26 protein-coding genes are annotated in these 22,879 nt (G+C 41.3%); 14 read left to right on the top strand and 12 right to left on the bottom strand.

Annotated features, from left to right (window positions below):
* Window positions 1-51 precede the first annotated feature (51 nt).
* Window positions 52-231 (bottom strand): hypothetical protein, encoded by a 180-nt coding sequence (locus LRQ06_RS17390; RefSeq protein WP_232768307.1) that lies wholly within the window; start codon window positions 229-231, stop codon window positions 52-54.
* A 168-nt stretch (window positions 232-399) separates the two neighbouring features.
* On the opposite strand from LRQ06_RS17390, the gene LRQ06_RS17385 reads away from it, so the two are divergent.
* Entirely contained in the window at window positions 400-1,086 is a 687-nt protein-coding gene (locus tag LRQ06_RS17385) for a hypothetical protein (RefSeq protein ID WP_232768306.1), read from the top strand.
* Between the two features lie 80 nt (window positions 1,087-1,166).
* Window positions 1,167-1,952, top strand: a complete 786-nt coding sequence (locus LRQ06_RS17380; protein WP_232768305.1) for a siderophore-interacting protein — start codon at window positions 1,167-1,169, stop codon at window positions 1,950-1,952.
* A 137-nt stretch (window positions 1,953-2,089) separates the two neighbouring features.
* Here LRQ06_RS17380 and LRQ06_RS17375 read toward each other — a convergent pair whose 3' ends face one another.
* Window positions 2,090-2,785 (bottom strand): LrgB family protein, encoded by a 696-nt coding sequence (locus tag LRQ06_RS17375; RefSeq protein WP_232768304.1) that lies wholly within the window; start codon window positions 2,783-2,785, stop codon window positions 2,090-2,092.
* A gap of 7 nt (window positions 2,786-2,792) precedes the next feature.
* Window positions 2,793-3,218, bottom strand: coding sequence for a CidA/LrgA family protein (locus tag LRQ06_RS17370; RefSeq protein ID WP_232768303.1), 426 nt, complete (start codon window positions 3,216-3,218; stop codon window positions 2,793-2,795).
* 128 nt (window positions 3,219-3,346) lie between these two features.
* Between LRQ06_RS17370 and LRQ06_RS17365 the strand changes: the two genes are divergently transcribed.
* Complete coding sequence (locus LRQ06_RS17365) at window positions 3,347-4,234, top strand: LysR family transcriptional regulator (RefSeq protein ID WP_232768302.1); 888 nt, start codon at window positions 3,347-3,349, stop codon at window positions 4,232-4,234.
* 9 nt (window positions 4,235-4,243) lie between these two features.
* Here LRQ06_RS17365 and LRQ06_RS17360 read toward each other — a convergent pair whose 3' ends face one another.
* Window positions 4,244-4,945 carry an adenosylcobinamide amidohydrolase gene (locus LRQ06_RS17360; RefSeq protein WP_238484031.1) on the bottom strand — a complete coding sequence of 234 codons (702 nt, stop codon included), beginning with the start codon at window positions 4,943-4,945 and terminating at the stop codon, window positions 4,244-4,246.
* A 167-nt stretch (window positions 4,946-5,112) separates the two neighbouring features.
* Between LRQ06_RS17360 and LRQ06_RS17355 the strand changes: the two genes are divergently transcribed.
* The 3 genes from LRQ06_RS17355 to LRQ06_RS21265 all read left to right on the top strand — a co-directional run bounded on the left by LRQ06_RS17355 (window position 5,113) and on the right by LRQ06_RS21265 (window position 7,042).
* Window positions 5,113-6,447, top strand: a complete 1,335-nt coding sequence (locus LRQ06_RS17355) for a YfiM family lipoprotein (protein ID WP_232768300.1) — start codon at window positions 5,113-5,115, stop codon at window positions 6,445-6,447.
* Window positions 6,448-6,563: 116 nt separating this feature from the next.
* A complete protein-coding gene (locus LRQ06_RS21070) occupies window positions 6,564-6,785 on the top strand; it encodes a LysR family transcriptional regulator (RefSeq protein ID WP_308218847.1) in 222 nt (73 codons plus the stop codon).
* Entirely contained in the window at window positions 6,767-7,042 is a 276-nt protein-coding gene (locus tag LRQ06_RS21265; protein ID WP_373054862.1) for a LysR substrate-binding domain-containing protein, read from the top strand. The genes LRQ06_RS21070 and LRQ06_RS21265 overlap by 19 nt, the downstream gene beginning before the upstream one ends.
* Window positions 7,043-7,140: 98 nt before the next feature.
* Here the strand turns inward: LRQ06_RS21265 and LRQ06_RS17350 are convergent, their stop codons facing one another.
* Window positions 7,141-7,782 (bottom strand): glutathione S-transferase family protein, encoded by a 642-nt coding sequence (locus LRQ06_RS17350; RefSeq protein WP_232768299.1) that lies wholly within the window; start codon window positions 7,780-7,782, stop codon window positions 7,141-7,143.
* Between the two features lie 119 nt (window positions 7,783-7,901).
* On the opposite strand from LRQ06_RS17350, the gene LRQ06_RS17345 reads away from it, so the two are divergent.
* The 3 genes from LRQ06_RS17345 to LRQ06_RS17335 all read left to right on the top strand — a co-directional run bounded on the left by LRQ06_RS17345 (window position 7,902) and on the right by LRQ06_RS17335 (window position 10,717).
* Entirely contained in the window at window positions 7,902-8,741 is an 840-nt protein-coding gene (locus LRQ06_RS17345; protein WP_232768298.1) for a LysR family transcriptional regulator, read from the top strand.
* 66 nt (window positions 8,742-8,807) lie between these two features.
* A complete protein-coding gene (locus tag LRQ06_RS17340) occupies window positions 8,808-9,437 on the top strand; it encodes a helix-turn-helix transcriptional regulator (RefSeq protein ID WP_232768297.1) in 630 nt (209 codons plus the stop codon).
* 98 nt (window positions 9,438-9,535) lie between these two features.
* Window positions 9,536-10,717 (top strand): MFS transporter, encoded by a 1,182-nt coding sequence (locus LRQ06_RS17335; protein ID WP_308218842.1) that lies wholly within the window; start codon window positions 9,536-9,538, stop codon window positions 10,715-10,717.
* 72 nt (window positions 10,718-10,789) lie between these two features.
* Here the strand turns inward: LRQ06_RS17335 and LRQ06_RS17330 are convergent, their stop codons facing one another.
* Window positions 10,790-11,245: a GNAT family N-acetyltransferase gene (locus tag LRQ06_RS17330; RefSeq protein ID WP_232768296.1), complete on the bottom strand. Its 456-nt coding sequence runs from the start codon at window positions 11,243-11,245 to the stop codon at window positions 10,790-10,792.
* Window positions 11,246-11,406: 161 nt separating this feature from the next.
* Window positions 11,407-11,790, bottom strand: coding sequence for an MFS transporter (locus LRQ06_RS17325; RefSeq protein ID WP_232768295.1), 384 nt, complete (start codon window positions 11,788-11,790; stop codon window positions 11,407-11,409).
* 510 nt (window positions 11,791-12,300) lie between these two features.
* Here LRQ06_RS17325 and LRQ06_RS17320 point away from each other — a divergent pair.
* On the top strand, window positions 12,301-12,519 hold the full coding sequence (locus LRQ06_RS17320; protein WP_232768294.1) for a DUF2798 domain-containing protein: 219 nt from the start codon (window positions 12,301-12,303) through the stop codon (window positions 12,517-12,519).
* Between the two features lie 159 nt (window positions 12,520-12,678).
* On the opposite strand, the gene LRQ06_RS17315 is transcribed toward LRQ06_RS17320, so the two are convergent.
* The gene (locus LRQ06_RS17315) at window positions 12,679-13,692 is read right to left on the bottom strand and encodes a substrate-binding domain-containing protein (RefSeq protein WP_232768293.1); all 1,014 of its coding nucleotides are present in this window, start codon (window positions 13,690-13,692) and stop codon (window positions 12,679-12,681) included.
* 322 nt (window positions 13,693-14,014) lie between these two features.
* Here LRQ06_RS17315 and LRQ06_RS17310 point away from each other — a divergent pair, with 322 nt between their 5' ends.
* Window positions 14,015-16,339 carry a methyl-accepting chemotaxis protein gene (locus LRQ06_RS17310; protein WP_232768292.1) on the top strand — a complete coding sequence of 775 codons (2,325 nt, stop codon included), beginning with the start codon at window positions 14,015-14,017 and terminating at the stop codon, window positions 16,337-16,339.
* Window positions 16,340-16,414: 75 nt separating this feature from the next.
* Here the strand turns inward: LRQ06_RS17310 and LRQ06_RS17305 are convergent, their stop codons facing one another.
* Complete coding sequence (locus LRQ06_RS17305) at window positions 16,415-17,263, bottom strand: MmyB family transcriptional regulator (RefSeq protein ID WP_232768291.1); 849 nt, start codon at window positions 17,261-17,263, stop codon at window positions 16,415-16,417.
* A 103-nt stretch (window positions 17,264-17,366) separates the two neighbouring features.
* Here LRQ06_RS17305 and LRQ06_RS17300 point away from each other — a divergent pair, with 103 nt between their 5' ends.
* Window positions 17,367-18,803: an MFS transporter gene (locus LRQ06_RS17300; protein WP_232768290.1), complete on the top strand. Its 1,437-nt coding sequence runs from the start codon at window positions 17,367-17,369 to the stop codon at window positions 18,801-18,803.
* A gap of 59 nt (window positions 18,804-18,862) precedes the next feature.
* On the opposite strand, the gene LRQ06_RS17295 is transcribed toward LRQ06_RS17300, so the two are convergent.
* Window positions 18,863-19,201: an NIPSNAP family protein gene (locus LRQ06_RS17295; protein ID WP_232768289.1), complete on the bottom strand. Its 339-nt coding sequence runs from the start codon at window positions 19,199-19,201 to the stop codon at window positions 18,863-18,865.
* 120 nt (window positions 19,202-19,321) lie between these two features.
* On the opposite strand from LRQ06_RS17295, the gene LRQ06_RS17290 reads away from it, so the two are divergent.
* Complete coding sequence (locus tag LRQ06_RS17290; protein ID WP_232768288.1) at window positions 19,322-20,227, top strand: LysR family transcriptional regulator; 906 nt, start codon at window positions 19,322-19,324, stop codon at window positions 20,225-20,227.
* Window positions 20,228-20,260: 33 nt separating this feature from the next.
* Here LRQ06_RS17290 and LRQ06_RS17285 read toward each other — a convergent pair whose 3' ends face one another.
* Window positions 20,261-21,463 carry an MFS transporter gene (locus LRQ06_RS17285; RefSeq protein WP_232768287.1) on the bottom strand — a complete coding sequence of 401 codons (1,203 nt, stop codon included), beginning with the start codon at window positions 21,461-21,463 and terminating at the stop codon, window positions 20,261-20,263.
* A gap of 113 nt (window positions 21,464-21,576) precedes the next feature.
* On the opposite strand from LRQ06_RS17285, the gene soxR reads away from it, so the two are divergent.
* Window positions 21,577-22,023 (top strand): redox-sensitive transcriptional activator SoxR, encoded by a 447-nt coding sequence (gene soxR / locus LRQ06_RS17280; RefSeq protein ID WP_232768286.1) that lies wholly within the window; start codon window positions 21,577-21,579, stop codon window positions 22,021-22,023.
* On the opposite strand, the gene LRQ06_RS17275 is transcribed toward soxR, so the two are convergent.
* On the bottom strand, window positions 22,016-22,696 hold the full coding sequence (locus LRQ06_RS17275; RefSeq protein ID WP_232768285.1) for a GntR family transcriptional regulator: 681 nt from the start codon (window positions 22,694-22,696) through the stop codon (window positions 22,016-22,018). The genes soxR and LRQ06_RS17275 overlap by 8 nt on opposite strands.
* Window positions 22,697-22,879: the final 183 nt, after the last annotated feature.

Below are 22,879 nucleotides of genomic sequence, written 5' to 3'. Positions count from 1 at the left end.
TATCAATATTTCTTATTCTTTTCGCACTAGTTTCTTCTTTTAACGTTCATATCATATCCACAAAATGAAATCTTCACCCTCATTTAACCCTTCTGCCAGTAGAGTGAAGTCATCGCATCTTTCTGTATAGAGAAAAAGAAAGCGATCAACATTAATGGTAATAGCCTGTGATGCTTTTAGCGTCACAGATTTCATTGAATCAATGGAATGTAAATCAGGATGAATGGACATTCTTACATGTCTTATTAACTTTTTGATTTCCAATTAAACATAACGGTCAATACTAACACATCATAAATGTAAATAATGTGGTCATTGCGACTCATTTACTAACCACATCTATGATGAAGTGTTTTATTTTTCCTGTCGCTACGGTGACAGACATGAAGAGGACACGACATGCAAACAAATAACAACATTAATCAGCTTAAACAAACTAATGCCGTCGTACTTAGTATTAAGGATAAGCAGATGATCCTAAGAAGCATACTTTATAGCGGAATCATAATTGTCATCAGTCTGCTTACTATTCTTTGTCTCAGGTTAGACTGCTATTTCTTTGGACCGGTGATCAATGAAGCCTCCATCACCGAATGTACACAACAAATCCTTCTTGCCATCAGCACCATTGCTTTCTTTCGGGTAGCCATTGAAAATCCACAACTCAAACATGCTGCTTTGCTAATCAGCGGCTTTTTTTTAGTGCTGTCAATACGTGAACTGGATTTTCTGTTTGATTACATAAAACACGGATTTTGGGTCTACCCGGCTCTGTTGGTCACCGCGATTGCCATTTATTATGCGGCAAAAGGGGGAATGAATACCATTCACCAACTTGCCCGAATCCTTGCTTATCCCGATATGAAAGTACTGATTGTCGGTGTTATGTTATTGCTGGTTTTTTCCCGTTTATATGGCATGGAAAACTACTGGCAATCGCTCATGGGCGACGATTACATCCGGGCCGTCAAAAACACCGCCGAGGAAGGGATCGAATTGTTATGCTACTTTTTAATTACGGTGTCGGCGGTATTAACCCAATTTGGCTTAAAACGTCTTAACCAACTAAATAAAGAGAAATGCTAATGAGACTTTTTCTCATTGATTTTATACATCAGTATCTCTAGCATATGCCTCTATATCAACAAATAAAGACAAAGTAAATTATGACTAAACCAAAACGAATTCCTTATGAAGCGACGGTCACGAACGTCATGACCGTTTCACCTTCCATTCGGCGGGTAACTCTGAAAAGCAGCAATACCGAACAATTTACGTCAGAATCCAAAGGCGGCTATTTCAAGTTCGTTTTCACAGAAAGTGGTGAAACCGATATAACAGGATTAACCGAAGAGCAAAAAACCGTTCTTCGCACCTATACCATTCGAGACTACGAAGATACAACGGGAGAAATCACCGTTGATCTGGTTTTGCATCTGACGAACGATCATAACTGTGGATTTGCCTCCCGCTGGGCCGAGTCTGTGTCCGTTGGTGATACCATTTCACTGGTCGGCCCGGGGAAAAGTCCCTATCCGGATTTTACCCACGATGCCGTCTTTTTTGTTGCCGATATGACCGCGTTACCGGCACTGTCTGTTGCACTGGCCCAGATTCCATCAGACGCAAGGGGCCATGCCGTCATAGAAGTGGCAACCGAAAAAGACATTCAGTCGCTCAACCATCCTGATGGCGTAAAACTCTCCTGGGTGATATCGGATCAGAATCAATCCTTAACCAGTACTGTCAGACAGATGCCCTGGCCAGAGGGTATCGTTGATGTTTGGTGCGCCTGTGAGTTCGATATGATGAAATCGTTGCGACAGTATTTCAGAAATGAGAGGCAGGTCGGAAAAGATCACATCTACATCAGCAGCTATTGGAAAAATGGCGTATCAGAAGATGGGCACAAAGTCATTAAGAGACAGGATTTGCAAAACGAAAGCAGCTAGTCCCCTCAACTCATTCTACAGCATGAATAAACAGAGTCCTCTGAATGTGTCTGTCGGAGCAAACATACAAGGGCTGAATGCCCTTGTATGAGAGAACATAGATGTCTTTCGGCAAACATTTTTCTAACCCGAAAGCTTTACCAGAGAAGATGACCGAGAAAGGGAGCCACTAAAACAGTAACCATTCCGGCAATCATCATCACTGCGCTGGAAACGACCCCTTCAGAATCACCCAGCTGATAGGCTTTCGCTGTTCCGGCAGCATGGGCTGAAGCGCCCAGACTTGCCCCTTTACCCAGGCGGGAACGGATTGACAGGATCGTCAGAACCACTTCTCCTATCACCATACCGATGACCCCCGTCATGACCACAAACAAAGCTGTCAGATCAGCTTCTCCGCCCACGGATTTTGTCGCTTCAACGGCAAAAGGCGTTGTGATGGAACGCATTGCCAGACTGCGCTGAAGAATTTCCGGTAAGTGAAAGAGCTTTGCTAATAACACCGTACTTCCGATGGCGATAATTACTGAAACGGACACACCCACAGAAATAGACAACCAATGGCGACGAATCATATGGCGGTTATCATAAACCGGAATCGCAAATGCAACGGTAGCCGGGCCAAGCATCCACAGTAACCAATGAGAATCTGCAATGTAAGATTGATAAGGTATCTGAAAATAAACAACAATAAAAACCAGTAACACCGGAGCTAATAGCAATGGCATCAATAAAATGTTTTTTTTCTTTTTATACAGATATTTACTCAAATAATAAAACAGGATTGTCATAAGAAGACAGGACATGCTTAACCCGTAATTCGACCAGAACATAACGTCGTTACTCCATATTCTTAGCCAGAGCATGTTGATGACGGCTACTTTTACGACGGGATAACCTGATTTCAAGCAAATACACTTTATCAACGACCAAACTTGTCACCGCAATAACGGTAACGGTACTGAGAATCAGAACAGCAAGAATCCTTACACCATCCTGTTCCATCAAAGACTTATGGTTAACAACTGCCACCACAGCCGGTATAAAAAACAACAGCATTTCTGCGACCAACCAGTTTGCTCCCCGACGCAACCAGTTGACATTAATCACTTTACCAAACACAAGAATCAGCAAAATAAGCATTCCGGCCAAATTCGCAGGAATCGGCAGGTGAAAAGACTTCACCAAATAATCAGCAAAAAGCCAAATGACTGACAGAATGCCTACCTGAAGCAAAGTAGCAAACCCAATTTCTATTTTTCTCATTAGTATACGTTCCCTTTGTGAAGCTGGTCACAGTATAAATAGCCTCCAAACCATCACAAAATGAATTTTTATTATCAATTTTATGCCAAAATGGAATACCAGAATATACTGCTTTCACAGGCCATAAAATGGATATCAAAGCGCTGCGTTATTTTGTCGAACTGGTTGATCAACAGAGCTTTACACGTGCTTCAGAGAAATTATTTGTAACACAGCCAACTATCAGCAAAATGATCAGAAACCTCGAACAAACTTTTGATCATCAACTCATTCACCGGGAAGGAAGACGAATATGGCTTACGGATGCAGGCGAAATCGTGTATATCCGGGCACAGCAGATCCTTGAAATCATGGGACAACTGCATTCTGAAATGGTTGATCTGAACAAACTGGAACGGGGGCAACTTCGTTTGGGGATTCCGCCCATGGTCGGTCACCTCTACGCCGGACTCATTCGCCGGTATAAACAACTCTACCCAAATGTGGAACTCACCATTGTTGAATGCGGTGGTAGAAAAATTCAGGAAGAAGTCACGAACGGAAACTTAGACGTGGCAATAACAATGCTGACTACCGACAATAACCATTGTTTGGATAATCTGCCTCTGGAAGGATATCATGTGCATGCAATCCTTCCCGACACAAAAAAATGGCAGCAAAAAGAATCCATATCCTGGCTCGATCTTATTGATGAGCCTTTTTATATGTATACCGAAGAGTTTACTCTTAGTGATTATATTCCTCATATGTGCCATGAAGCAGGCTTTAAACCGCAAATATCAGCCCGCAGCAGTCAATGGGACTTTTTGGTCGCACTGGTCAAAAGTGGTATCGGAGCAACCTTTCTCCCTGAGCCACTTTGCCACCGTATCAGAGAAGACGGCGTACTGGTAAGACCTATCACCCCTTCCATTGACTGGCAGCTTGGAGTTATCTGGCATTCTGAACGGTATATTTCCAAAACAGCAGAGGCCTGGATACAATTGTGCAGAGAATATAACCAGAATAAAAAATAAATATACGGATTATGGCGTTTTCTGGGACAGACATTTCCTAAGGCTTATCTGACAGGCTTTCATAGCAGCACTGCCAATCAGTTCACCTAAAAGAGTATGTTTTCCGCAATAAACCACATCCGGCTTACCACGGGGACAAATTACGGCGTGACTGTCTGTTCCGGTGCCGCTTGCCGGCAAGCCGGAAACCGGACTGATAATATTTTCATCCCGGATAGCAGTCACTTTACTCTCAGTCAGCATGATCAGCGCCTCTGCCATAGCCGTATCCGACATTGGTTTGTTAATAAACAGCCAAATATTAATAGTCCCCGGTACAAACCGGTCATCCGCTTCATCTCCGACCCGGCGGACATTACTCAGCCCACAGGTAACCCAGCACTCAACCTGCACATCCGGGGCACTTGCCACACCATAGCCCAGAGACTTCATAGAAGCCGCAGTCATCATTGCGGTCACCGATCCGGGTAACCGCAACTCTCTGGCTTTCAGCCTCAAAGTTTCCTCAGGAGGAAGCCAGGGAGGAGGTGTCTGTTTGTCTACACGCAGATTCAGAAAAGAGGAGGCTTCACAAAGTCCTCCATTCAGCACAGCTGAACTTAACACCCGGCAATTTCCCTGGGGTAACAATATCAGGTAATCGTTATGGTGAATAACTTTAATCTTCAATATGTCCTCTTCGGATTCGGTTATTCTCAGGCTGAGAATCATAAAATAATAGGTACGATATGGCCTTTTATACCAAAAACTTACGAGCTCTTTCGTATTTCATCACCTCCGGATATTCATAAGAAAACACGATTATCAGCAAAAGCAGCTAACATCATTTACAATTAATAAATACACATTAAACGGCCCGGTACAGGAGAATTCAAACCGTGCACATTGCGGGTAAATACATAAAATTATTGCTACTTTTTTTTCCTGTATCCGTTGTCGCGCTGATTATCTGCCTTTTTTCAGGGCATCCGGCCGTTGAAAATAAAATGGCATCACCACAACAAGTCAGAAATGCCGTCAAACATTATTACTACATGACAAATTTGCTGTTCGCTCCTCACCCTTATATCGAATTAAAAATCAGCCAAAATAATCTGAATGATCTGACAGCGTCGGTATCGCATTTATTTCCGGATATCAATGTTGAGGGACACTTATCCGACCGTAAAGCCATACTCAGAGCCACGTATAATATCCGTAACCGCTGGTATGATTTCTATATCAATATCCAGTGTACCCTGATTCAGGAAGCAGAAAGCAGAAATCTGGATCATTGCCAGATTGGGAACTTACGAATACCCGGAATCGTATTACACCACGTACTGAATTTGTCACTGTCTGCTTATTTTGATGATTCTACAAAGAAAACCATTAATCAGTTAATTAGTAACGTGCAAATCAACAAACATTTAATACTATTAACGGCAGATAAGCATGTCCACTTTGAGCAGAGAATCAAAAATGGATTCAAAAATGCGGCATCAGCAGTAAAAGTATTCAATGCAGAAACGATAAATAGCTATGATCCCCGCCTGATTAATAATTATCTCAGAGTAATGTTGTATCCCGACTGGCCTGAACATACTGAATCTTTATCGCTCTCATTTGTGGTCCACCGGGCCTTCAGATACGCAAAGTTACGTAGTCAGAATAATGACCCCAGAATTGAAAACGATACGGCGTTGTGGGCAATCGCTATCGCATTTGCAAACCCGGATTTTGCTAAATATATCAGTGTGAATACACCAGAGCTAAGAAAAACATTGTCTGAATATCCTGATAATGTATTAACACTGAGTGGACGACCTGATTTGGTCAAGCACTTTTTGTACTCAGCGATTATAGAAAGTTTAGGAAGCCACACATTAAGTGTTCATGCGGGAGAACTAAAAGAGTTGTACGATACGAATCCTAAAGGCTCCGGATTTGACTTTTCTGACTTAGCCGCTGATATCGCCGGAGCTACATTTTCCCGGTTTATTTCCAGCACCATTGACAATGCAAATTACAGTCAGAAATTACTGGCATCAAACACCGGCGAATCCATATTTTTCCCAGATATAAACCAATTACCCATTCCTTTAAAAAGCAAAGACTTTGATATTCTGATAGGCTCAACAAAGACAAAACAGTATCAGGTCGTACTCAAAAAAATCGATTTTGATATTAACAGCTTACTTTTGTATCAGGCAGCAGGCTCATCAGCAAAGTGAATGAAAAACCTGCTAACCATTGCAGCCGGCACAATATAAAACTAATCATGATTCAAATGCGCTGAGAATCCGCCACATCCGGGATTAACACGATCCTTTAAAGTTAAGGAAGGGATATCATAATCACCCTGGCAGCAAAACGCCTGCACCTGTCCCAACCGTCGGCAAGCATTCATTTATCCAGACTGAGAGAGTTATTTAATGACCCCATTCTTATTCCCAGCTCAAGAGGAATGAAACCCACCGCCTTCGCAGAAGAAATCCGTGAACCACTAAGAAATGCTTTGTTCTCTCTGGAAACCGCAATAGATTCTCCGGAATCACTGATGACGTTCTGAAATCATTAGGTTTAGCAAGGAATGTCATCCTTTCTGTACCAGATTTTCAGTTTCTGATTGCGTCATTAAAACAGTCTGATTTAGTTGCCATGGTTCCGGCCCGTTTAGCGTTGAATGACGGCGACTTAACAATAGTTGAGTCACCGGTTAACCTGCCGGATTTCGAACTTGTTATGCTCTGGCACGAACGTTCCCACCGAGACCCGGCACATCAGTGGTTAAGAACGCAGTTCGTTCTCAGTACAGCAAACATTTAACACCATTCTGAAAAACACCTCTCCCGAAAAAAATAGTACCAGTGAAATCACTGGTACGGTTCCAGGAAGAAACAAAATAATATGGTCAAAACAGTAAACTAAGCAACTTCGTATTTTCCGATAGTATCGGTTTCAGTAGCCGCCTGCCCGAACCATAACCTGACCGCCTGACTACTCAGGACCTTCCTCTGATATTCTTGTGCTTTTTCAGATAATTCAATGCCATAAGTCTGAAAACGAATAGCCAGAGGAGCATACATCGCATCGGCAATTGACCATTCACCGAATAACCATCGGCCGGGATGCAGCGACATTTGCTCAGACCACATTTGATCGACCCTCTCAATCTCTTTCAGTGTATCCTCACTTGGCACTACTGTTTTACGTACAGCGTTACAGTTCATTGACAATTCATTACGCATACCGGGAAAGCCTGAATGCATTTCAGCCGAAACGGCTCTGGCCTTTGCTTTGTCCTCTTTATTTTCTGGCCAGGCACTGCCATTCAGGTATTCATCATTGATGTATTCCAATATTGCCAGAGAATCCCAGACAACGACTTCGTCATCCACCAGAGCAGGTACTTTCCCGACAGGAGAAATCTTTTTAATGTCCTGATAAAAATCGTCGGTAAACAATTTCAGTTTTATAACGTCCGTTTGAACATTGCATTGAAAAAAAATCAGCCACGCTCTCATTGACCAGCTTGAGTAATTTTGATTTCCGATATATAGCTTCATCAGGTTTTCCTTACTGTCATCCTATGTGATTTATGACAGAGTAAGGTATAGTAGGCGTGAAAACTAACAGATAGTTTTGATGATATACATTAATAAAAACGATGAGTAAACCGACATAAATGGATATTGAAGCCCTACGAAGTTTTCTGGCATTTGTTGAAACCGGCAGTTTTACCCGCGCAGCAAAACAAATAAACCGGACTCAGTCTGCATTCAGTGCTCAGATGAAAAAACTGGAAGAAGAACTTGGCGTAAGTCTGTTTAACCGGGAAGGTCGTTATCTGGTTTTAAGTGAAGCTGGAATGTCTCTTCGCACACACGCCGATCAACTGGTCACGTTACACAATCAGGCCCTCAAACAAGTTAAACGTTATGAAAACAAACGACCTTTCCGTCTGGGTTGTCCTGAAGACTATAACGAAATCATCTTACCTGAAGTTATAAGAGTTCTTAAACAGGCAGAGCCAACCTGTTCCATTCAGGTATTTAGCGAGCCCAGTGTCACTCTCCGAAACTTGCTCGATGACGATAAACTGGATGCAGCAATCCTCAGCCGGGCTGAAAACAGTGAAGAAGGCTACTGGTTAGCCAGAGATCAGGGAGTCTGGATTAGCAGCAAAGATTATCAGATCGATCATTCAAATCCCCTACCTTTAGCCTTATTTCAAAATGACTGTAAATATCATGCGGCGGCTGTAGACGGACTGACAAAAAATGGCACTCCCTACCAACTTCTTGCCTGTTGCAATACCTCATCGGCACAAAGAGCACTGGTAAGGTCCGGAATGGCAGTGGGTGCAATGGGAAGAATTAGTGTCACTCCTGATTTAAAAATTCTGACCGGAATGCCGCCCCTGCCAATGGTTGATATTGTTCTGGTTTCAGCCGCAGGGTCTCATCCATTACTCGATAAGGCCTGTCTGGAACGTCTGGGGGAAGCAGACTTTTCTGCAAAGTAAAATCCGGAAGTCATCACTTGAAATGTTCAATACTCTTGTGTAATTTCGATTACAAAGGGGAAAACAATGAAAGATATTGAAATTAAAGAGTATTTTGAGCAGTATATTCAGAAAATAAATATTCCTTATTATTCTTTATTTTTCATCGATGAGCTGTCTGCCACCCATATCTACGCCAATCTTCCTGAAACATGGATTCAAGATTTTCTTTCTCTGAAAATGGATATTAACAGTGATATAATAATAAAGTCTCATAAAAAACTGACACCGTTCATATGGACTGATAAAGACTTATCCAATAATAAATTAAAACATCTGGCATTAAAATATAATATCAAATCAGGGGCCACATTTATTGTAAAACTAGGCACAATTACCATTCTGTTTACTATCTATCCCAGTGACACCCCTGAATTATTCAGTAAATTTTTTGATTCTCAAAAATCTAAAATACAGTTTGATCTCCTAAATTATTTTGAACATTTCTACCGTACAAATACCAAAATAACATTTACCCTTCGGGAAAAAGAAGTTATAAATTTATTAAAAATTGGCAAAACTTATGACGAAATTTCTTTAATATTAAACATTAAAGAAAGAACCGTCCGATTTCATGCTAATAACATTACCAATAAGCTTAATACCTCATCAATAAAATACGCTATTTATAAAGCAACAAAGATGGGGCTTATTTAATTTTTCTCTTATTTCTTCTATAAAATATTACAACCTGTCAAATCTGACAGTACTTCTCACCATTAATTCGTAGCAAACTATTTCTATTCCATAACGAAATGAGTTTATTCATAATGAGAAGACAAATCTTAACCGTTATTCTGCCTGTTATTTGTGGGTTGACAGTCGCCAACATGTATTACGTTCAGTCCATTTTTCCCTGCTTTATGCACTCATTAAATATCAACTATCAGATGGCCTCGATGATATATACCATTTCCTTGCTAGGTAACCTTTGCTCTCTACTCTTTATTACTCCTCTTGGTGACTTTACAAATAGAAAGAAAATTATTGGTATCTTATACCTATTACTTATCTTATCCAGCTTTGAAGGCTATCTGACCAAAAATATTTATATGATGTATATATCGGCGTTCTTTCTCGGGGTTGGTGTAGCAATCATCCCTATCACTATCTCTTATTTGAGCCGAAAAAAAGAATATGGGGCAACTTATATTGGTAAGATTATGTCAGGAGTTCTCCTAGGTGCTTTAATGTCAAGGTTTCTATCAAGTGAGTTTGCTGCCCATTGGGGATGGCACAGTATTTATCTGTTCTCATCAGTCATGATGGTGATGTCACTTCTCTTCGTGTTGATACTTATGCCCAATGACTCGGAAGCAAAAGAAAACAACCTAAACTATATAAGTATCATAATGAGTACCTTTTCATTGATGAAAAGTAATCGAATGGTTTTAAAATACAGTATCTATGGGTTTTCAGTGATGGCAGTTTTTGCGGCATTCTGGAATAATATAACGGCCAATTTATACGATAACTTCCATCTTTCGCAAACCTATATTGGTTTATTTTCATTAACCGGGGTAGCCGGAGCGTCCGTTGCTCTCTTTTCCGATAAAATTTTGAACAAATTAAATTACAGCAGTAAGCTTTTATTCTCTGTTATGTTCCTATCATTTGTTTTTCTCATTCTATTTCCACACAACATAATTGCATTATGCATCGGCTCTGTTTTTATTGATGCCATGATACAGTTAATACATATAAATAATCAGACGAACATGTATAAACACTGCATTGGTAACGAATCCAGAGCGGCCAGTTGTTATATGACGGCATTTATTATTGGTGGTATTTTCGGAGCAAAACTATCTGCTTTACTTTATATTTTATATGGTTGGAGTTCTATCTGCTTTATATGTTTAGCTATTATATTTGTTATTTTATTATCTTTATATTCAAGTATTAAAACTTCAACACCTCAAAGAAATAACGTATAGCAATAAATCAGAAAATATCATAACCATGATATAAATAGTAATTATTTTTATATCATGGTTATACCTTCAACGTCATTTCATCATATATAAACAATGCTCTAAAGGTAAATGTTCCGGATATTCCATTACTCTGAACCCAAATTTCTCATAGGCCTTTCTGGCACTGACATTGTGATCGTAAACAAATAAAGAATTCTCTGTAGCATGCAACTCTGCCATGCCGAGATCGCTGAGATGTTTTATTAGGATAGCTACTAGCCCTTTTCCACGTTGTTCAGGGTTAACAACCAGCCTGCCTAAATGGCACCTTCCTAAACGTAAATAAAACTGCCCGAAAGCCTGTAACTCTCCCTGATCAGAGATAAGAACATAAGACTCTAATTCATCAAGCTGTATATCTTCCTGAAAGCTCTGTCTGTCATAGGGATACCGGAAATGTGGGCCTCCCCAGTCCTGCGTTTCTTTTTCATTCTGAAACCATTTCATCATTGTATTAATATGATTTTGACCCGCTTTTACAAGTTTCATTAATTCATCACCTTTGGTTGGTAAAACACTGAATCAGATTTTTTCTTCCAGACCGGCTTTACATTCCTGCGACTTTCCGGCTATGTTATATAGACCGAGAGCGACCACAATAAAAACAGCAAAAGAAGAAAATAAAACAGAATAACCGAATGATTTAAGGATCAGACTTCCCACATATGTTCCACTCCCCCCACCGCAAAAATACCAACCCCAATAATGCCTGCTGCAAAAAATCCGGTAACGAATCGCAAAGCTGTAAGCCATTTAATATCCGGAGCTTTTGCACAAAGAAATGTTGCGACAGCCAGACAAATCATAAGAATTTTCAGCACTTTCGTTTTTCCCCGGCGATCACTGAAAAAACCATAAACCGGCTGCATTACACCATATGGAATTAAATACGCAGTTAAAACTATACTGGCGGTTGCAACCGTCACTCCAAACGAATTAGATATACCCGGCAAAAGCAGTGAGGCAACCCAGTTATCAGCAGCGGAAATAAATCCGGCGAAACCCACAATGAAAAGAACGAAATAGTTGTTCATAAATATCCCACATAAATACAATTAGAAGACATGGAAAATTGAATAGCACTGCCAGAACAGACAACTGAATGTCGCTATTTTTATCCGGATATCAAATCGTTACGATTCAGATAAACAGTGATCACTATTCCGAGAATATTCCTCATTGCACTAAAAGACAATACATAACAATGACGTTTTCCAACAGAAAACCAGTTAACAGAAGAATTTTATAAAATTGGCAGTTGTAACTTGTTTTTTTGGAAAAGTAATACGGCCATTAAAACGAAAACGTCACTCAAGATTAATGATTGATAATAAACTCGTTTGTTATACCCAGGCTGAAAAATTTGACTTTCGTCACATTAATTACTAATATATGCGGAGTCGGAAAGATTTTTGACTGGTCCGGTTATTCCAGTCCTCGAATATTCGAGATTTAGTTGCTCCACGCAAACCCACGGCACTAACCTTTTATCAGGGTGGTGCTCGTCTATAGTTTTCGTGCACCATTCACATTTGGATGGAACAATGCAGAAAAAACAAACCTTAATTATCGCACAAATCTTTATCTCTCTTATGATGGCATTCCTTATGACCGGCATTTTTAGCTTACTCGAGCTCGGAATGACTCAGGCATGGTTATATACATGGATAAAACACTTCATTTTGGCTTGGCCCATAGCTTATGTGCTATCTATTTTTGTTGGTAACGTGAGCTTTAAACTTGCAAATAAAGTTACCTCATAAGGCATACTGTGCACGCTGACTGCAGCCCGACATGTAGTCAGCATTAGTACATAGCAACACTATGCCGTAGCGTTTTCCGGAAGGTAATAATGCGGTGCAATAAAAAAGCGACCTCAGTACAAGATCGCTTATTATCATCAAAATATAAAATTCACTCAGTTACCAGCACAGAGATAAACCGTCAGCGGATGATTTCGATTCAATACCGGCAACCGGAGAGTCGGTGATCAATTCAACGCCCGTATTAAGAAAATCCAGCCCTTTCGTATTTTGGGGTTTTTTACCGGTCTTAACAAATTCATCCACAGCCTCAACCCCCATGGCTGCCATTCTTAGAGGGAATTGCATTGACGTTGCGCCAATCACGCCGGACTGAACGTTTTTAACCCCTTCGCAACCTCCATCAACGGAAACAATTAAAGCATCTTTCATACCAAAACCACTCAGTGCTTCATAAGCGCCGATGGCGGCTGGCTCATTAATCGTATACACGACATTAATTCCGGTGTCTTTTTGCAACAAAGTTTCAATGGCTTTGCGTCCGCCTTCGACGGAGCCCTGAGTTACCTCATTACCGACAATACGGGAGTCCGATTCATCGCCGATATCCATCGCATTCTTAACATCAATACCAAACCCTTTCAAAAAACCCTGGTTACGGGCCACATCAACACTAATTTCATTGGCATTCAGATCAAGTAACGCAATTTTTGCGGAAGCCGCTTTATCTCCCAGTTTCGCTTTTGCCCACTCACCGATTAACTCACCCGCTTTAAAATTATCGGTAGCAAACGTAGCATCCGCAGCATCTGCCGGGCTGAGCGGCGTATCCAAAGCGATCACCAACACACCCGCTGAACGGGCCATTTCAACGACCGGAACAATTTCTGCCGGATTGCTTGGAGTAATGAGAATCCCTTTTGCTCCGGCAACCACCAAATTTTCAATCGCCTGAGCCTGTGATTGATTATCGCCATCAAAACGGCCTGCATAAGTTTTAAGTTCCAAGCCCAATTCGTCGGCTTTTTTCTGAGCCCCTTCTTTCATTTTCACAAAAAATGGGTTGCTATCTGTTTTTATAACTAATCCGACAATCGGTTTATCTGCCGCCGAAACCACTCCGCTAAACGCCAAACACAAAATAAAACTGAGTAACTTGATGAACTTATTCATATCATTTTTCTCCGGTACCAGTATGTTTATCGTTTTTAAATATAGTGTATGGCTATGGGATTTGTTTCTTTTATAAAAAATATGATTATTAATTTCGATATTAGAGTAATAAATTTGAGAGAGGTAGCACTTTTGGTGGTATTTATCGACATTTATTATCAATCAGCTAATGTTATGAAGACACTTGGCGATAACTGACATAATAAAGCCACCGGAAGTTTGTATAAGAGTATAAGATTCTGTCTCAAATGACCGAATCAATTTAACATTTCAATCAGTTGAATAAGCATACTATTATGTTAAGTGAGGAGCTTAGTAAACGATGAATATTGGTTCAAAATTCATTCTCAGTATCGTCTCTATCGCAACCCTGGCCGTTGCCAGTACCGCCATCGTCATCGCTTCTCTTTCATCAGACAAAACAGAAGATGTCCTGTTAGATGCTCGACGCGATCAGATGATTTCATTACGAAATGTTGCGACTGAAATTCTCCAACAATACTTTACGTCGCTGGAAAACCAAATCCTGAGTATTTCACAGCAACAGGCCGTAATTGATGCCACAAGAAATCTTTCATCTTCATACAAACCTTTTGCTTTCTTTGTAGGACGAAATGATCGTCAGGGACAAAAAAACAAGCTTCGCCAATATTACTCAAAAGATGTCGCAACCGAATTCAACCGCCTAAATCCTGGAACCAATCTGGATTTTAACGCAATAATAAACTCAATGGGTGATCCGGCAATAGCTCTGCAAACTCAATACATTGCAAAAAATCCAAATGCACTGAATAACAAAGACAACATGTTAGTGTCGTCGGATAAGACCTCTTATACTGCGAACCACAAACGCTATCACCCCTATTTTCAAGCATCTTTAAAACGATTTAACCTGCAGGATATTTTCCTGTTAGATGACAATGGGCATGTTGTCTATTCTGTTAAGAAACACATTGATTTTGGTATTTCCGTATCCAGTCCTCTTTTTGCTAAATCCGGTTTAGCAAAAGCCTTTCATCAGGCAAATAAACTGAAGGAATCACATTACGCCTTTGTTGACTATGAGCCATACCTTGGTTTCTTAGGACTCCCTACAGGTTTCCTGTCTGCACCTATTTACGAAAAAGAAAAACGTATCGGAGTGGTTGTATTTGCCCTCTCATCGGCAAAACTCACCGAACTGATGACCTATGGATACAACTGGAAAGCATCGGGGTTAGGACAAACCGGAGAAACGTATTTAATCAGCCGGGATCATACTCCCCGTAGTGCAAGCCGCCTCTTACTGGAAAAACCAGATGAATTTGCCAGTCAGGTACGGAAACTGAATTACCCTCAACAGGAAATTAATAAAATACTGGCTACTAAAACCAATGTTGCTTTTCATACCATCAAGTCTCAGGCAATAAATGATGCATTGAATGGTAACTCCGGTACGATCATCGAAAATAACTATCTGAATAAAAGAGTATTAACGGCTTATACCCCTGTCAATATAATGGGAGAGAAATGGGCATTATTAAATGAAATAGAGATGGTCGAGGTTACATCCAAACTTTCGGCTATACAGAAATTTATTCTGGCTTATGCCGGTCTGACAGCCGTAGTCGTTATTGTTCTTGGTGGTATTGCCGGATTAATCATTACCCGAACCATCGTTCGTCCAATCCGGGAAACAAGCCACTCTCTGATTGATATTGCAGAAGGCGAAGGTGATCTCACCAGCCGACTAAACGACCAACGAAAAGATGAACTTGGAGAACTGGCAACTGGCTTTAACCAGTTCGTCGGAAAAATCCATCAGTTGGTACAGGGGATCAAGGGAACTGTCGAAAGCCTGACAACAACTGTTGACAATATGAAGCAGGTTGCCGAAGAAGGCAGCGACAACGTCAATGCTCAACAGAAAGAAACGGAAATGGTTGTCACTGCCATCAACCAAATGGCTGCCTCTGCACAGGAAATCGCAGGTAATGCGATTAACGCGGCGGAAGTTGCCAATAATGCGGATACGGAAGGGAAACATGTCCAGACAGTAGTACAAAATGCCATTACGTCCATCGAAAACTTATCTGAAGAGATTGATCAGGCCTCCGTTGTCATTAGTGAACTGGAAGGCAATGTGGGCAACATTGTGTCCATTCTCGATGTCATAAGAGGCATTGCAGACCAGACCAACCTGCTGGCACTCAACGCTGCAATTGAGTCGGCACGGGCTGGAGAACACGGACGAGGTTTCGCCGTTGTCGCGGATGAAGTCAGGGCTCTGGCGAAAAAAACCCAAGACAGCACTGAAGAAATTCAGGAAATGATAGAGAGGCTGCAAAAAGACTCAGTTGATGCCGTCCGGGTGATGGATTCGAGCAAAGCCAATGGAGAAAAAAGTGCCGATATTGCCAGGACTGTTGGTACATCACTGCTGAAAATAGCCGAAGCCATTTCAATGATCAGCGACATGAACACCCAAATTGCCAGCGCTTCAGACGAGCAGAAAGTCGCCATTGAAGAGATAAACCGAAGCATGGTTGAAATATCACACAGTGGTAAGAAAACGCTGTCCGGTGTGAATTCCATTACCGAAAACAGCTCTGATCTGCGAGAACTGTCCAATAATCTTGAGGAAAAAATCAAACAGTTCAAAGTGTAACAAGGCAATTGTCAATGACCCGCCTCCGACATGATTGCGATAAAACACCAGTAACATGACCATTACTGGTGTTTTTTATTTGTTCAGAATACGTTCCAAACGTTCGTAGTCAGAATCATCAACCGGGTGATAAATTGTAATTCGTCCACTGCTTTCACCACTACCATGAAATAATATCTGTTTAAAAAATTTCATTTTCTTTTTCAGAGAAGCATGACAAATTTCATGATCCAATTGAGGTTTATGCACTGTATTTTTTTTCCAGGCATCATGAAATAAAGTAGATGATAATAAAAACCGCTCTATCAAATCCCGCATCTTTTTATCTGTGTACCTTGATGCCTGATTACTCCGCATTACACCTGCCAGTCGCTCGAAGAGAACGGACAATGATTGTTCGTCAGTAATATTAAGAAATTTACGCCATTTTGAACTGGTAATAGTAAGATGAATATAGTTTCTTTCCTGCACAGACAGTTCATTAACATCAACACCACACATTTTAACAAACGCCGAGTTTGCATAAATGATGTCTAAATAATCGTTCAGAACCATTGCCGGTAACGGATTGACTAAATCCAGAATACGTTGGGAATACGGAGATAGCCGCATGCAGGGAGACACCGGACAAGCTATGTTTTCTGATGCTATCAGGCGATTGACGTACTCCACTTCGTCTTTTGTTAATTGCAATGCACTATTCAATAATTCAATGGTCGTAGCGGAGATCCCTTTTGTCTTTCCTCTTTCGATCTTGCTGTACCAGACGGAACTGACGCCGGCAAGGTAAGCCACATCCTCCCGGCGTAACCCGGGAGTCCGGCTTCGTCTGGCTGACTTTGGTAAGCCCATCGATTCCGGTAAAAGGGACTCTCTTTTCCGGCGGTAGAATTCACCTAACACTTTTAGATTGTCTTCACTCATGATTATCCTGATACATCTTATACGAGTCTAAACAGATTCTTGTACGATGTTAAAAGGTTATCATAATACATGGCTATTGTTAGTATTTCATAGAGTTCTATATATGAACAGTATTCATAAGCCTTTGTCGTTATTCGGATTGTTATTACTTGTTGCCGGGCAACTTTTACCTCAAATTGATTTCTCCGTCGTTAATGTCGCTTTAAAATTGATGGGCCAAACATTACACACTGCAGAAACCGGATTAATTTTAATTGTCGCGTTATACGCTTTATGTTTTTCGACGTTAATTGCGACAGGAGCCAGATTGGGAGACCGATACGGTCGGAAACGAATTTTCCTACTGGGAATTTTAGGCTTTAGCTTTGCATCGGTCATCTGTGGGGCATCTCATCATATTCTGGCTATGTTAGCAGGACGGGCTCTGCAAGGGTTGTTTGCGGCTCTGTTAACGCCTCAGATTTTAAGCACCATTCACGCGACCCTCTCAGGGGAAAGACACAGCAGAGCCGTCAGTATTTACATATCGGTAGCCGGGTTATCCGTTGCTTTCGGACAAATGATGGGAGGATGGATCGTTTCTGCCAATCTATTTAATCTCAGTTGGCGTACAGCCTTTTTCATTAACATCCCTATCTGTCTGATTATTCTGTTTGTTGGCTATTTTTTCATCCCGGAAACGAAAGCCGATATTAAACCCAAAATGGATATTCCCGGCATTTTTCTGTTTGCCGGAGCAATGCTATGTTTACTGATCCCCATTACACTGGGGCATCACTGGCCTGTTTTATTCCTGTTATTACCGTGCCTGATTCCGTTTTCGGTATATCTGATCCGATATGAAAAACGGCTGGAAAAACAAGGAGGAAACCCTCTGATTCCTCCTTCCTTATTTATGACAAACAATGCCAGAACCGGATTACTAACCGAAATTGCAGTAACATTAACCTATTCGGGATATCTGTTTGTGACTGCGGTCTATTTGCAAAAAGCTCTCAACTTTACCCCTTTGCAATCCGGCAATACTTTTATGTACCTCGGCATAACAGGGTTTATCGGTTCACTCCTGAGCGAACGCGTTAGTCAACGCTGGGGTGACCGCCGGACATTTATTCTTGGAGCAATAGCAACTTCTCTGGGCTTTTTAACGACCATTGGTCTGTTCTGGATTTGTAAACAAACGATTACAATCCCCTACATAATGATCGGAACCGGACTTATCGGCTTAGGTAACCTCTTCATGCTAAATTCAGCATTTAAACTCACATTATCAAATGTCAATAAACATCACGCCAGCGAAGCCAGCGGCGCTCTGGTTACCGTTCAGCAAGGATTCTTTGCACTTGGCACCGCACTCACAGGAACCATCTACTCAATCATGAGTTCTTACGGACATTTAATCGCTGTGACCACGGCCATCAGCGTCCTCGTGATTATCGTGTTTTCCGTCGCAATCATTGTATTGCGACAAATCCTTCGTGAAAAAAAACAGAAAATACAGATAAACTCTGATATACCATGCACCGAAAATATTCATTAATCTGCCGGGCTTACCAGCCACAGCCCGCACACATTACGTTCTCTGAATATAGCAATCGCTTATGGGATCAAAACCTGTGATACTGGTGAATACTCTACCGGTATCAGAACCCGACCTGTCGCTTTGATCACCGGCTCACCGGTTTCTGATGCCATTTGTCTTTTAATCTCTATCCACTCTTTATCGGCAAGAAAAACAGCCCACTGACGCTCCATCGTGCCCTTATCCGGCCACTCTAACATATAGACGAATTCCATATCGTCATCGGTAAAGGACTCCCACACCGCCAAAGGACAAAAATGGTATTTTTTCATAATACGTATCGCATGATTCTTAAATCTCTCATGAAATGCTTCACGTTTATCTTTATTTACCTTGTAAATTCTTAACTGATACATGAATCGATAGTCTCCATTGAGTGTATTGCAAACTGGAACAATCCGATTATGTCTCTGTTGACACTAATAATTAATACTTCAAAATATTAACGTATTAGTTAGATTAAGATGGATAATTAAATGCGAAACGGAGAATATACCGAATTAAAAGCCTTTCAGGTTCTTGCGGAACTCAATAGCTTTTCGGCAGCAGCGAAACAACTGAGAATCACGCCATCCGCCTTAAGCCAGCTAATCAAACGAATGGAAACGAATATCGGAACCCGGCTATTTAACCGTACCACCCGAAGTGTATGTCTCACTCTGGCTGGCAAAGATTTGTATACCAGAACACGACCTGCAATGTCAGAGCTTGAATCAGCTTTAGAAGATACAAAAATGCAATCCGGAAAAATCAGCGGACTTGTAAAAATTCACTGTGCAGGAATGGCCGCCAATTCCGTACTTTTACCCATTTTGAGTGATTTTTACCAGCAATATCCAGATATCGTTCTGGACATAGTGACGGAAGATATCGTCGCCGATATCATTCCCGATGGCTATGATGTCGGAATAACACTGGGAGAAAATATTAAACAGGATATGATTGCTTACCCTCTTGGTGATGAACTCAGAATGGTGGTCGCAGCGACACCAACATATCTTGCTAAATTCGGCACACCAATAACACCGGACGATTTAGCCAGTCACCAGTGCATAAACTGGAAATATATGTCAGAAAAGATCATCTACCGATGGGAGTTTTTCCAAAATGAACGATGGCGCTCAGTTTCAGTAAACGGCCCGTTAATCACTACCAACATTGATCTGGCCATTCAGGCCGCCCTTCAACACATTGGTATTGTTTTATGGACCGAAGACAAATTAGAACGCTACTTTTCAGACGGTACGTTAGTTCCGTTATTAAGAAAATACTGTAAAAATTTTCCTGGCTGGTATCTGTATTACCCTCAGCAACACAGTAATTCCGGAGCAATAAAAACTTTTATTCAATTTATGCACAATGCCTTTCCGGTTAAATATTAATAACACGCTACTACGTACCTTTTATGGAATGCTTTAAGCACCTGTCACCACCAGATCTGACCTTTTATTCAGATGCATCATGATCAATACCGCGATAGCCATCACTCCGGCGGCGAAGAAAAAGCCCAGTTGGGTAATGCCAAAATGACTTAAAAAAGCAATAACAACATAGCTGATGCTTTGAGCTAACGTCGTAAACATTTTTAACCCACCCTCAGCCCGTCCCCGTTGGTCGATACTGATACAGTGATGCATCCAGTTAATACGGGCAATACGGTTTAATGAATTAAATGTGCCAAAGAAAAAAGTGAAGGCCAGTAACAATTGTGGACCTGGTGACAAGCTCATGCCAACAAGCATGATTGCCGCCAGCCCCATGGATCCGATCATAATAATTTGATGTGAGGCTAAACCAAGCAGCCGTCCCACTAGTAATCCGGTAACTAACGATCCCATACCAAAGGCAATATTATAGCCGGCGAACCAGTCACCAGAGATACCAGATTCAGAAAACCAGATAGGCACCAGCTTAACCAGAAAAGTTAATATTGGATAACTTAGAGCAGACAACATTAAGAAAGCATAAAAGTGTGGATTCTTAGTGAAAATTTTCCTGCTCTCCCTGATTTGAGCCATAAACGTAACGGAAAAAGACTGACGCAATTGTCTCCGATAAGACATCAAAGTATAACTGATACCAGAGATTCCTGAAGCAACGGCTGCAAAACAGGAAAACTCAAACATTCCCCATGACTCCAGTAGAACAACACCCAATGCTCCCGCACCTAATGTCGTTCCCTGCATAATCACTTCCTGTTTTCCTGAAATAGTTGCATATTCGTGCTGATGGAAATTCTCCTGAGTAAATGCATTGTTGGTCAGCCAGGCCAGATTACCAGATGTCCAAAACACCATTTGTGCAGCCGCTAACAGCCATTGAGAGGCATATCCCGCATCATAAAAAAGTGCAACCAAAGCCGCCGTACCAGACTGGCAAATCTGAACCAATATCAGTAGTTTTTTTCTCGAAATCCGGTCAATTAACGTTGAAAAAACAGGTGTCAAAACAAAAGAAACAACGGTACAGGCCAGGGCTGCCATAGCAACAAAAGCCCCCATATCAGGCGTTGATAACATTATCCAGGGAATAGCCATCAAAAAAAGACCAGACGAAATCCCATCAAAGAACAATCCCGTCAAATAAGGTTTTGTGTTGCTTTTCCGATTCAATTCCATATTTGTGTTCCCTTTATTAACCATTTGATGTTACGTTAAGACCTCAAGTTAACTTGAGGTAAAGCTTTTTTTTACTAAATTGGGAAAAGGTAAAATGAACCGGAGGATAAAACATGGAAATGACGGTTGGTGAAGTTGCTAAAAGAGCCGGTGTTAAGATCTCCACCTTACATTTTTATGAACAAAAAGGATTGATTTACAGTTGGCGGAATCAGAGTAATCAGCGTCGTTATCATCGCAATGTATTACGCAGAATTGCGGTGATCAAAGCCGCCCAAACCGTTGGACTCACTCTGGAAGAAATATCAGATTCACTTTCTGATTTACCAAAACATCAGGCCCCGACCCGTCAGCATTGGGAGCAAATGGCCTCAAACTGGAGTGCAATGCTTGAACATCGTATTAAACAGTTACAGGCACTGAAAGATGATCTGGGGGGCTGCATCGGCTGCGGTTGTTTATCGATGGAATCCTGTGCTATCTACAATCCACAAGATATCCGGGCCGAAACTTTTGCGAACAAAACACGACTAACTCATCCAGAAGACTGGTCTAAATAAGCTGCACACTGTCGTGGCGCCAGTATGTTGTTTCAACAAAAGCAACCTGCTCTTCCTGATAAAGAATTCGTCGTTCAAAAAGACACGGCGTACCTGCCGTCGCTCTCAATTTAACGGCAATTTCGCCTTCCAACCCTTTGACCATAACGGAAATCTGCTTGCTGTGTTCCAGAAGATCAAGCACAGGACTCATAATATTAAGAAGATCACAACGCGTTTCCAATTGCCTGATGAGGTCAGTACAGACGGCTTCCGCAATCCAATAAGTAACAAAACCAACAGGACGGTCATTGATTTTATGAATCAGGTCGACAGAATGAATTTTGCTGAATGGAGGCAATGCCATTATGTCATTAATGGCTTTACTTGCCATCGTGGTATCTGCTGATACCAGTTCACACTGATAACTTAACGAATCCGGTATAAACTCCGAAAGCTCTCGGAACTGATTAACAGGCACACAAACTCTGGGAGATGCGATGAACCACCCTCTCCGGTCTTCCCGGAAAATCATACCATTGGCTTCAAGAATGGATAATGCTTCCCGCAACGTCACCCTTGTGGTACCGAATGACTCAGAAAGCTGTCTTTCTGAAGGTAGTTTTTGGCCGGCTTTTAATACTCCGGAACCAATTTGTTCTACAATACTGTCTTTAATTTCAATGTACTGCATAAAAGCTCGTCATTGCACTGATATTCAGAGCCTTCACTTTACCGAAAACCGTTTGAAATACAAACACCACAATCGCAATTAATTCAGAAAACAATACCGGCCTCATTCCCCTGGCATTCAGTCCTGTACAAAAACTGGTGAGGGGGAATGGCTAATTATGATTTATGTTCACTTTAGTCTCTG

Origin of the sequence: Vibrio salinus (genome assembly GCF_021272385.1) — a bacterium.
Taxonomy (GTDB): domain Bacteria; phylum Pseudomonadota; class Gammaproteobacteria; order Enterobacterales; family Vibrionaceae; genus Vibrio; species Vibrio salinus.
This window is presented reverse-complemented; position numbering and strand designations above follow the sequence as displayed.

What these genes read in the sequence shown, in the direction of transcription:
- LRQ06_RS17390 (WP_232768307.1), bottom strand. Translation starts at nt 231, where the DNA reads ATGTCCATTCATCCTGATTTACATTCCATTGATTCAATGAAATCTGTG.
- LRQ06_RS17385 (WP_232768306.1), top strand. Translation starts at nt 400, where the DNA reads ATGCAAACAAATAACAACATTAATCAGCTTAAACAAACTAATGCCGTC.
- LRQ06_RS17380 (WP_232768305.1), top strand. Translation starts at nt 1,167, where the DNA reads ATGACTAAACCAAAACGAATTCCTTATGAAGCGACGGTCACGAACGTC.
- LRQ06_RS17375 (WP_232768304.1), bottom strand. Translation starts at nt 2,785, where the DNA reads ATGTTCTGGTCGAATTACGGGTTAAGCATGTCCTGTCTTCTTATGACA.
- LRQ06_RS17370 (WP_232768303.1), bottom strand. Translation starts at nt 3,218, where the DNA reads ATGAGAAAAATAGAAATTGGGTTTGCTACTTTGCTTCAGGTAGGCATT.
- LRQ06_RS17365 (WP_232768302.1), top strand. Translation starts at nt 3,347, where the DNA reads ATGGATATCAAAGCGCTGCGTTATTTTGTCGAACTGGTTGATCAACAG.
- LRQ06_RS17360 (WP_238484031.1), bottom strand. Translation starts at nt 4,945, where the DNA reads ATGATTCTCAGCCTGAGAATAACCGAATCCGAAGAGGACATATTGAAG.
- LRQ06_RS17350 (WP_232768299.1), bottom strand. Translation starts at nt 7,782, where the DNA reads ATGAAGCTATATATCGGAAATCAAAATTACTCAAGCTGGTCAATGAGA.
- LRQ06_RS17345 (WP_232768298.1), top strand. Translation starts at nt 7,902, where the DNA reads ATGGATATTGAAGCCCTACGAAGTTTTCTGGCATTTGTTGAAACCGGC.
- LRQ06_RS17340 (WP_232768297.1), top strand. Translation starts at nt 8,808, where the DNA reads ATGAAAGATATTGAAATTAAAGAGTATTTTGAGCAGTATATTCAGAAA.
- LRQ06_RS17335 (WP_308218842.1), top strand. Translation starts at nt 9,536, where the DNA reads ATGAGTTTATTCATAATGAGAAGACAAATCTTAACCGTTATTCTGCCT.
- LRQ06_RS17330 (WP_232768296.1), bottom strand. Translation starts at nt 11,245, where the DNA reads ATGAAACTTGTAAAAGCGGGTCAAAATCATATTAATACAATGATGAAA.
- LRQ06_RS17325 (WP_232768295.1), bottom strand. Translation starts at nt 11,790, where the DNA reads ATGAACAACTATTTCGTTCTTTTCATTGTGGGTTTCGCCGGATTTATT.
- LRQ06_RS17320 (WP_232768294.1), top strand. Translation starts at nt 12,301, where the DNA reads ATGCAGAAAAAACAAACCTTAATTATCGCACAAATCTTTATCTCTCTT.
- LRQ06_RS17315 (WP_232768293.1), bottom strand. Translation starts at nt 13,692, where the DNA reads ATGAATAAGTTCATCAAGTTACTCAGTTTTATTTTGTGTTTGGCGTTT.
- LRQ06_RS17310 (WP_232768292.1), top strand. Translation starts at nt 14,015, where the DNA reads ATGAATATTGGTTCAAAATTCATTCTCAGTATCGTCTCTATCGCAACC.
- LRQ06_RS17305 (WP_232768291.1), bottom strand. Translation starts at nt 17,263, where the DNA reads ATGAGTGAAGACAATCTAAAAGTGTTAGGTGAATTCTACCGCCGGAAA.
- LRQ06_RS17300 (WP_232768290.1), top strand. Translation starts at nt 17,367, where the DNA reads ATGAACAGTATTCATAAGCCTTTGTCGTTATTCGGATTGTTATTACTT.
- LRQ06_RS17295 (WP_232768289.1), bottom strand. Translation starts at nt 19,201, where the DNA reads ATGTATCAGTTAAGAATTTACAAGGTAAATAAAGATAAACGTGAAGCA.
- LRQ06_RS17290 (WP_232768288.1), top strand. Translation starts at nt 19,322, where the DNA reads ATGCGAAACGGAGAATATACCGAATTAAAAGCCTTTCAGGTTCTTGCG.
- LRQ06_RS17285 (WP_232768287.1), bottom strand. Translation starts at nt 21,463, where the DNA reads ATGGAATTGAATCGGAAAAGCAACACAAAACCTTATTTGACGGGATTG.
- soxR (WP_232768286.1), top strand. Translation starts at nt 21,577, where the DNA reads ATGGAAATGACGGTTGGTGAAGTTGCTAAAAGAGCCGGTGTTAAGATC.
- LRQ06_RS17275 (WP_232768285.1), bottom strand. Translation starts at nt 22,696, where the DNA reads ATGCAGTACATTGAAATTAAAGACAGTATTGTAGAACAAATTGGTTCC.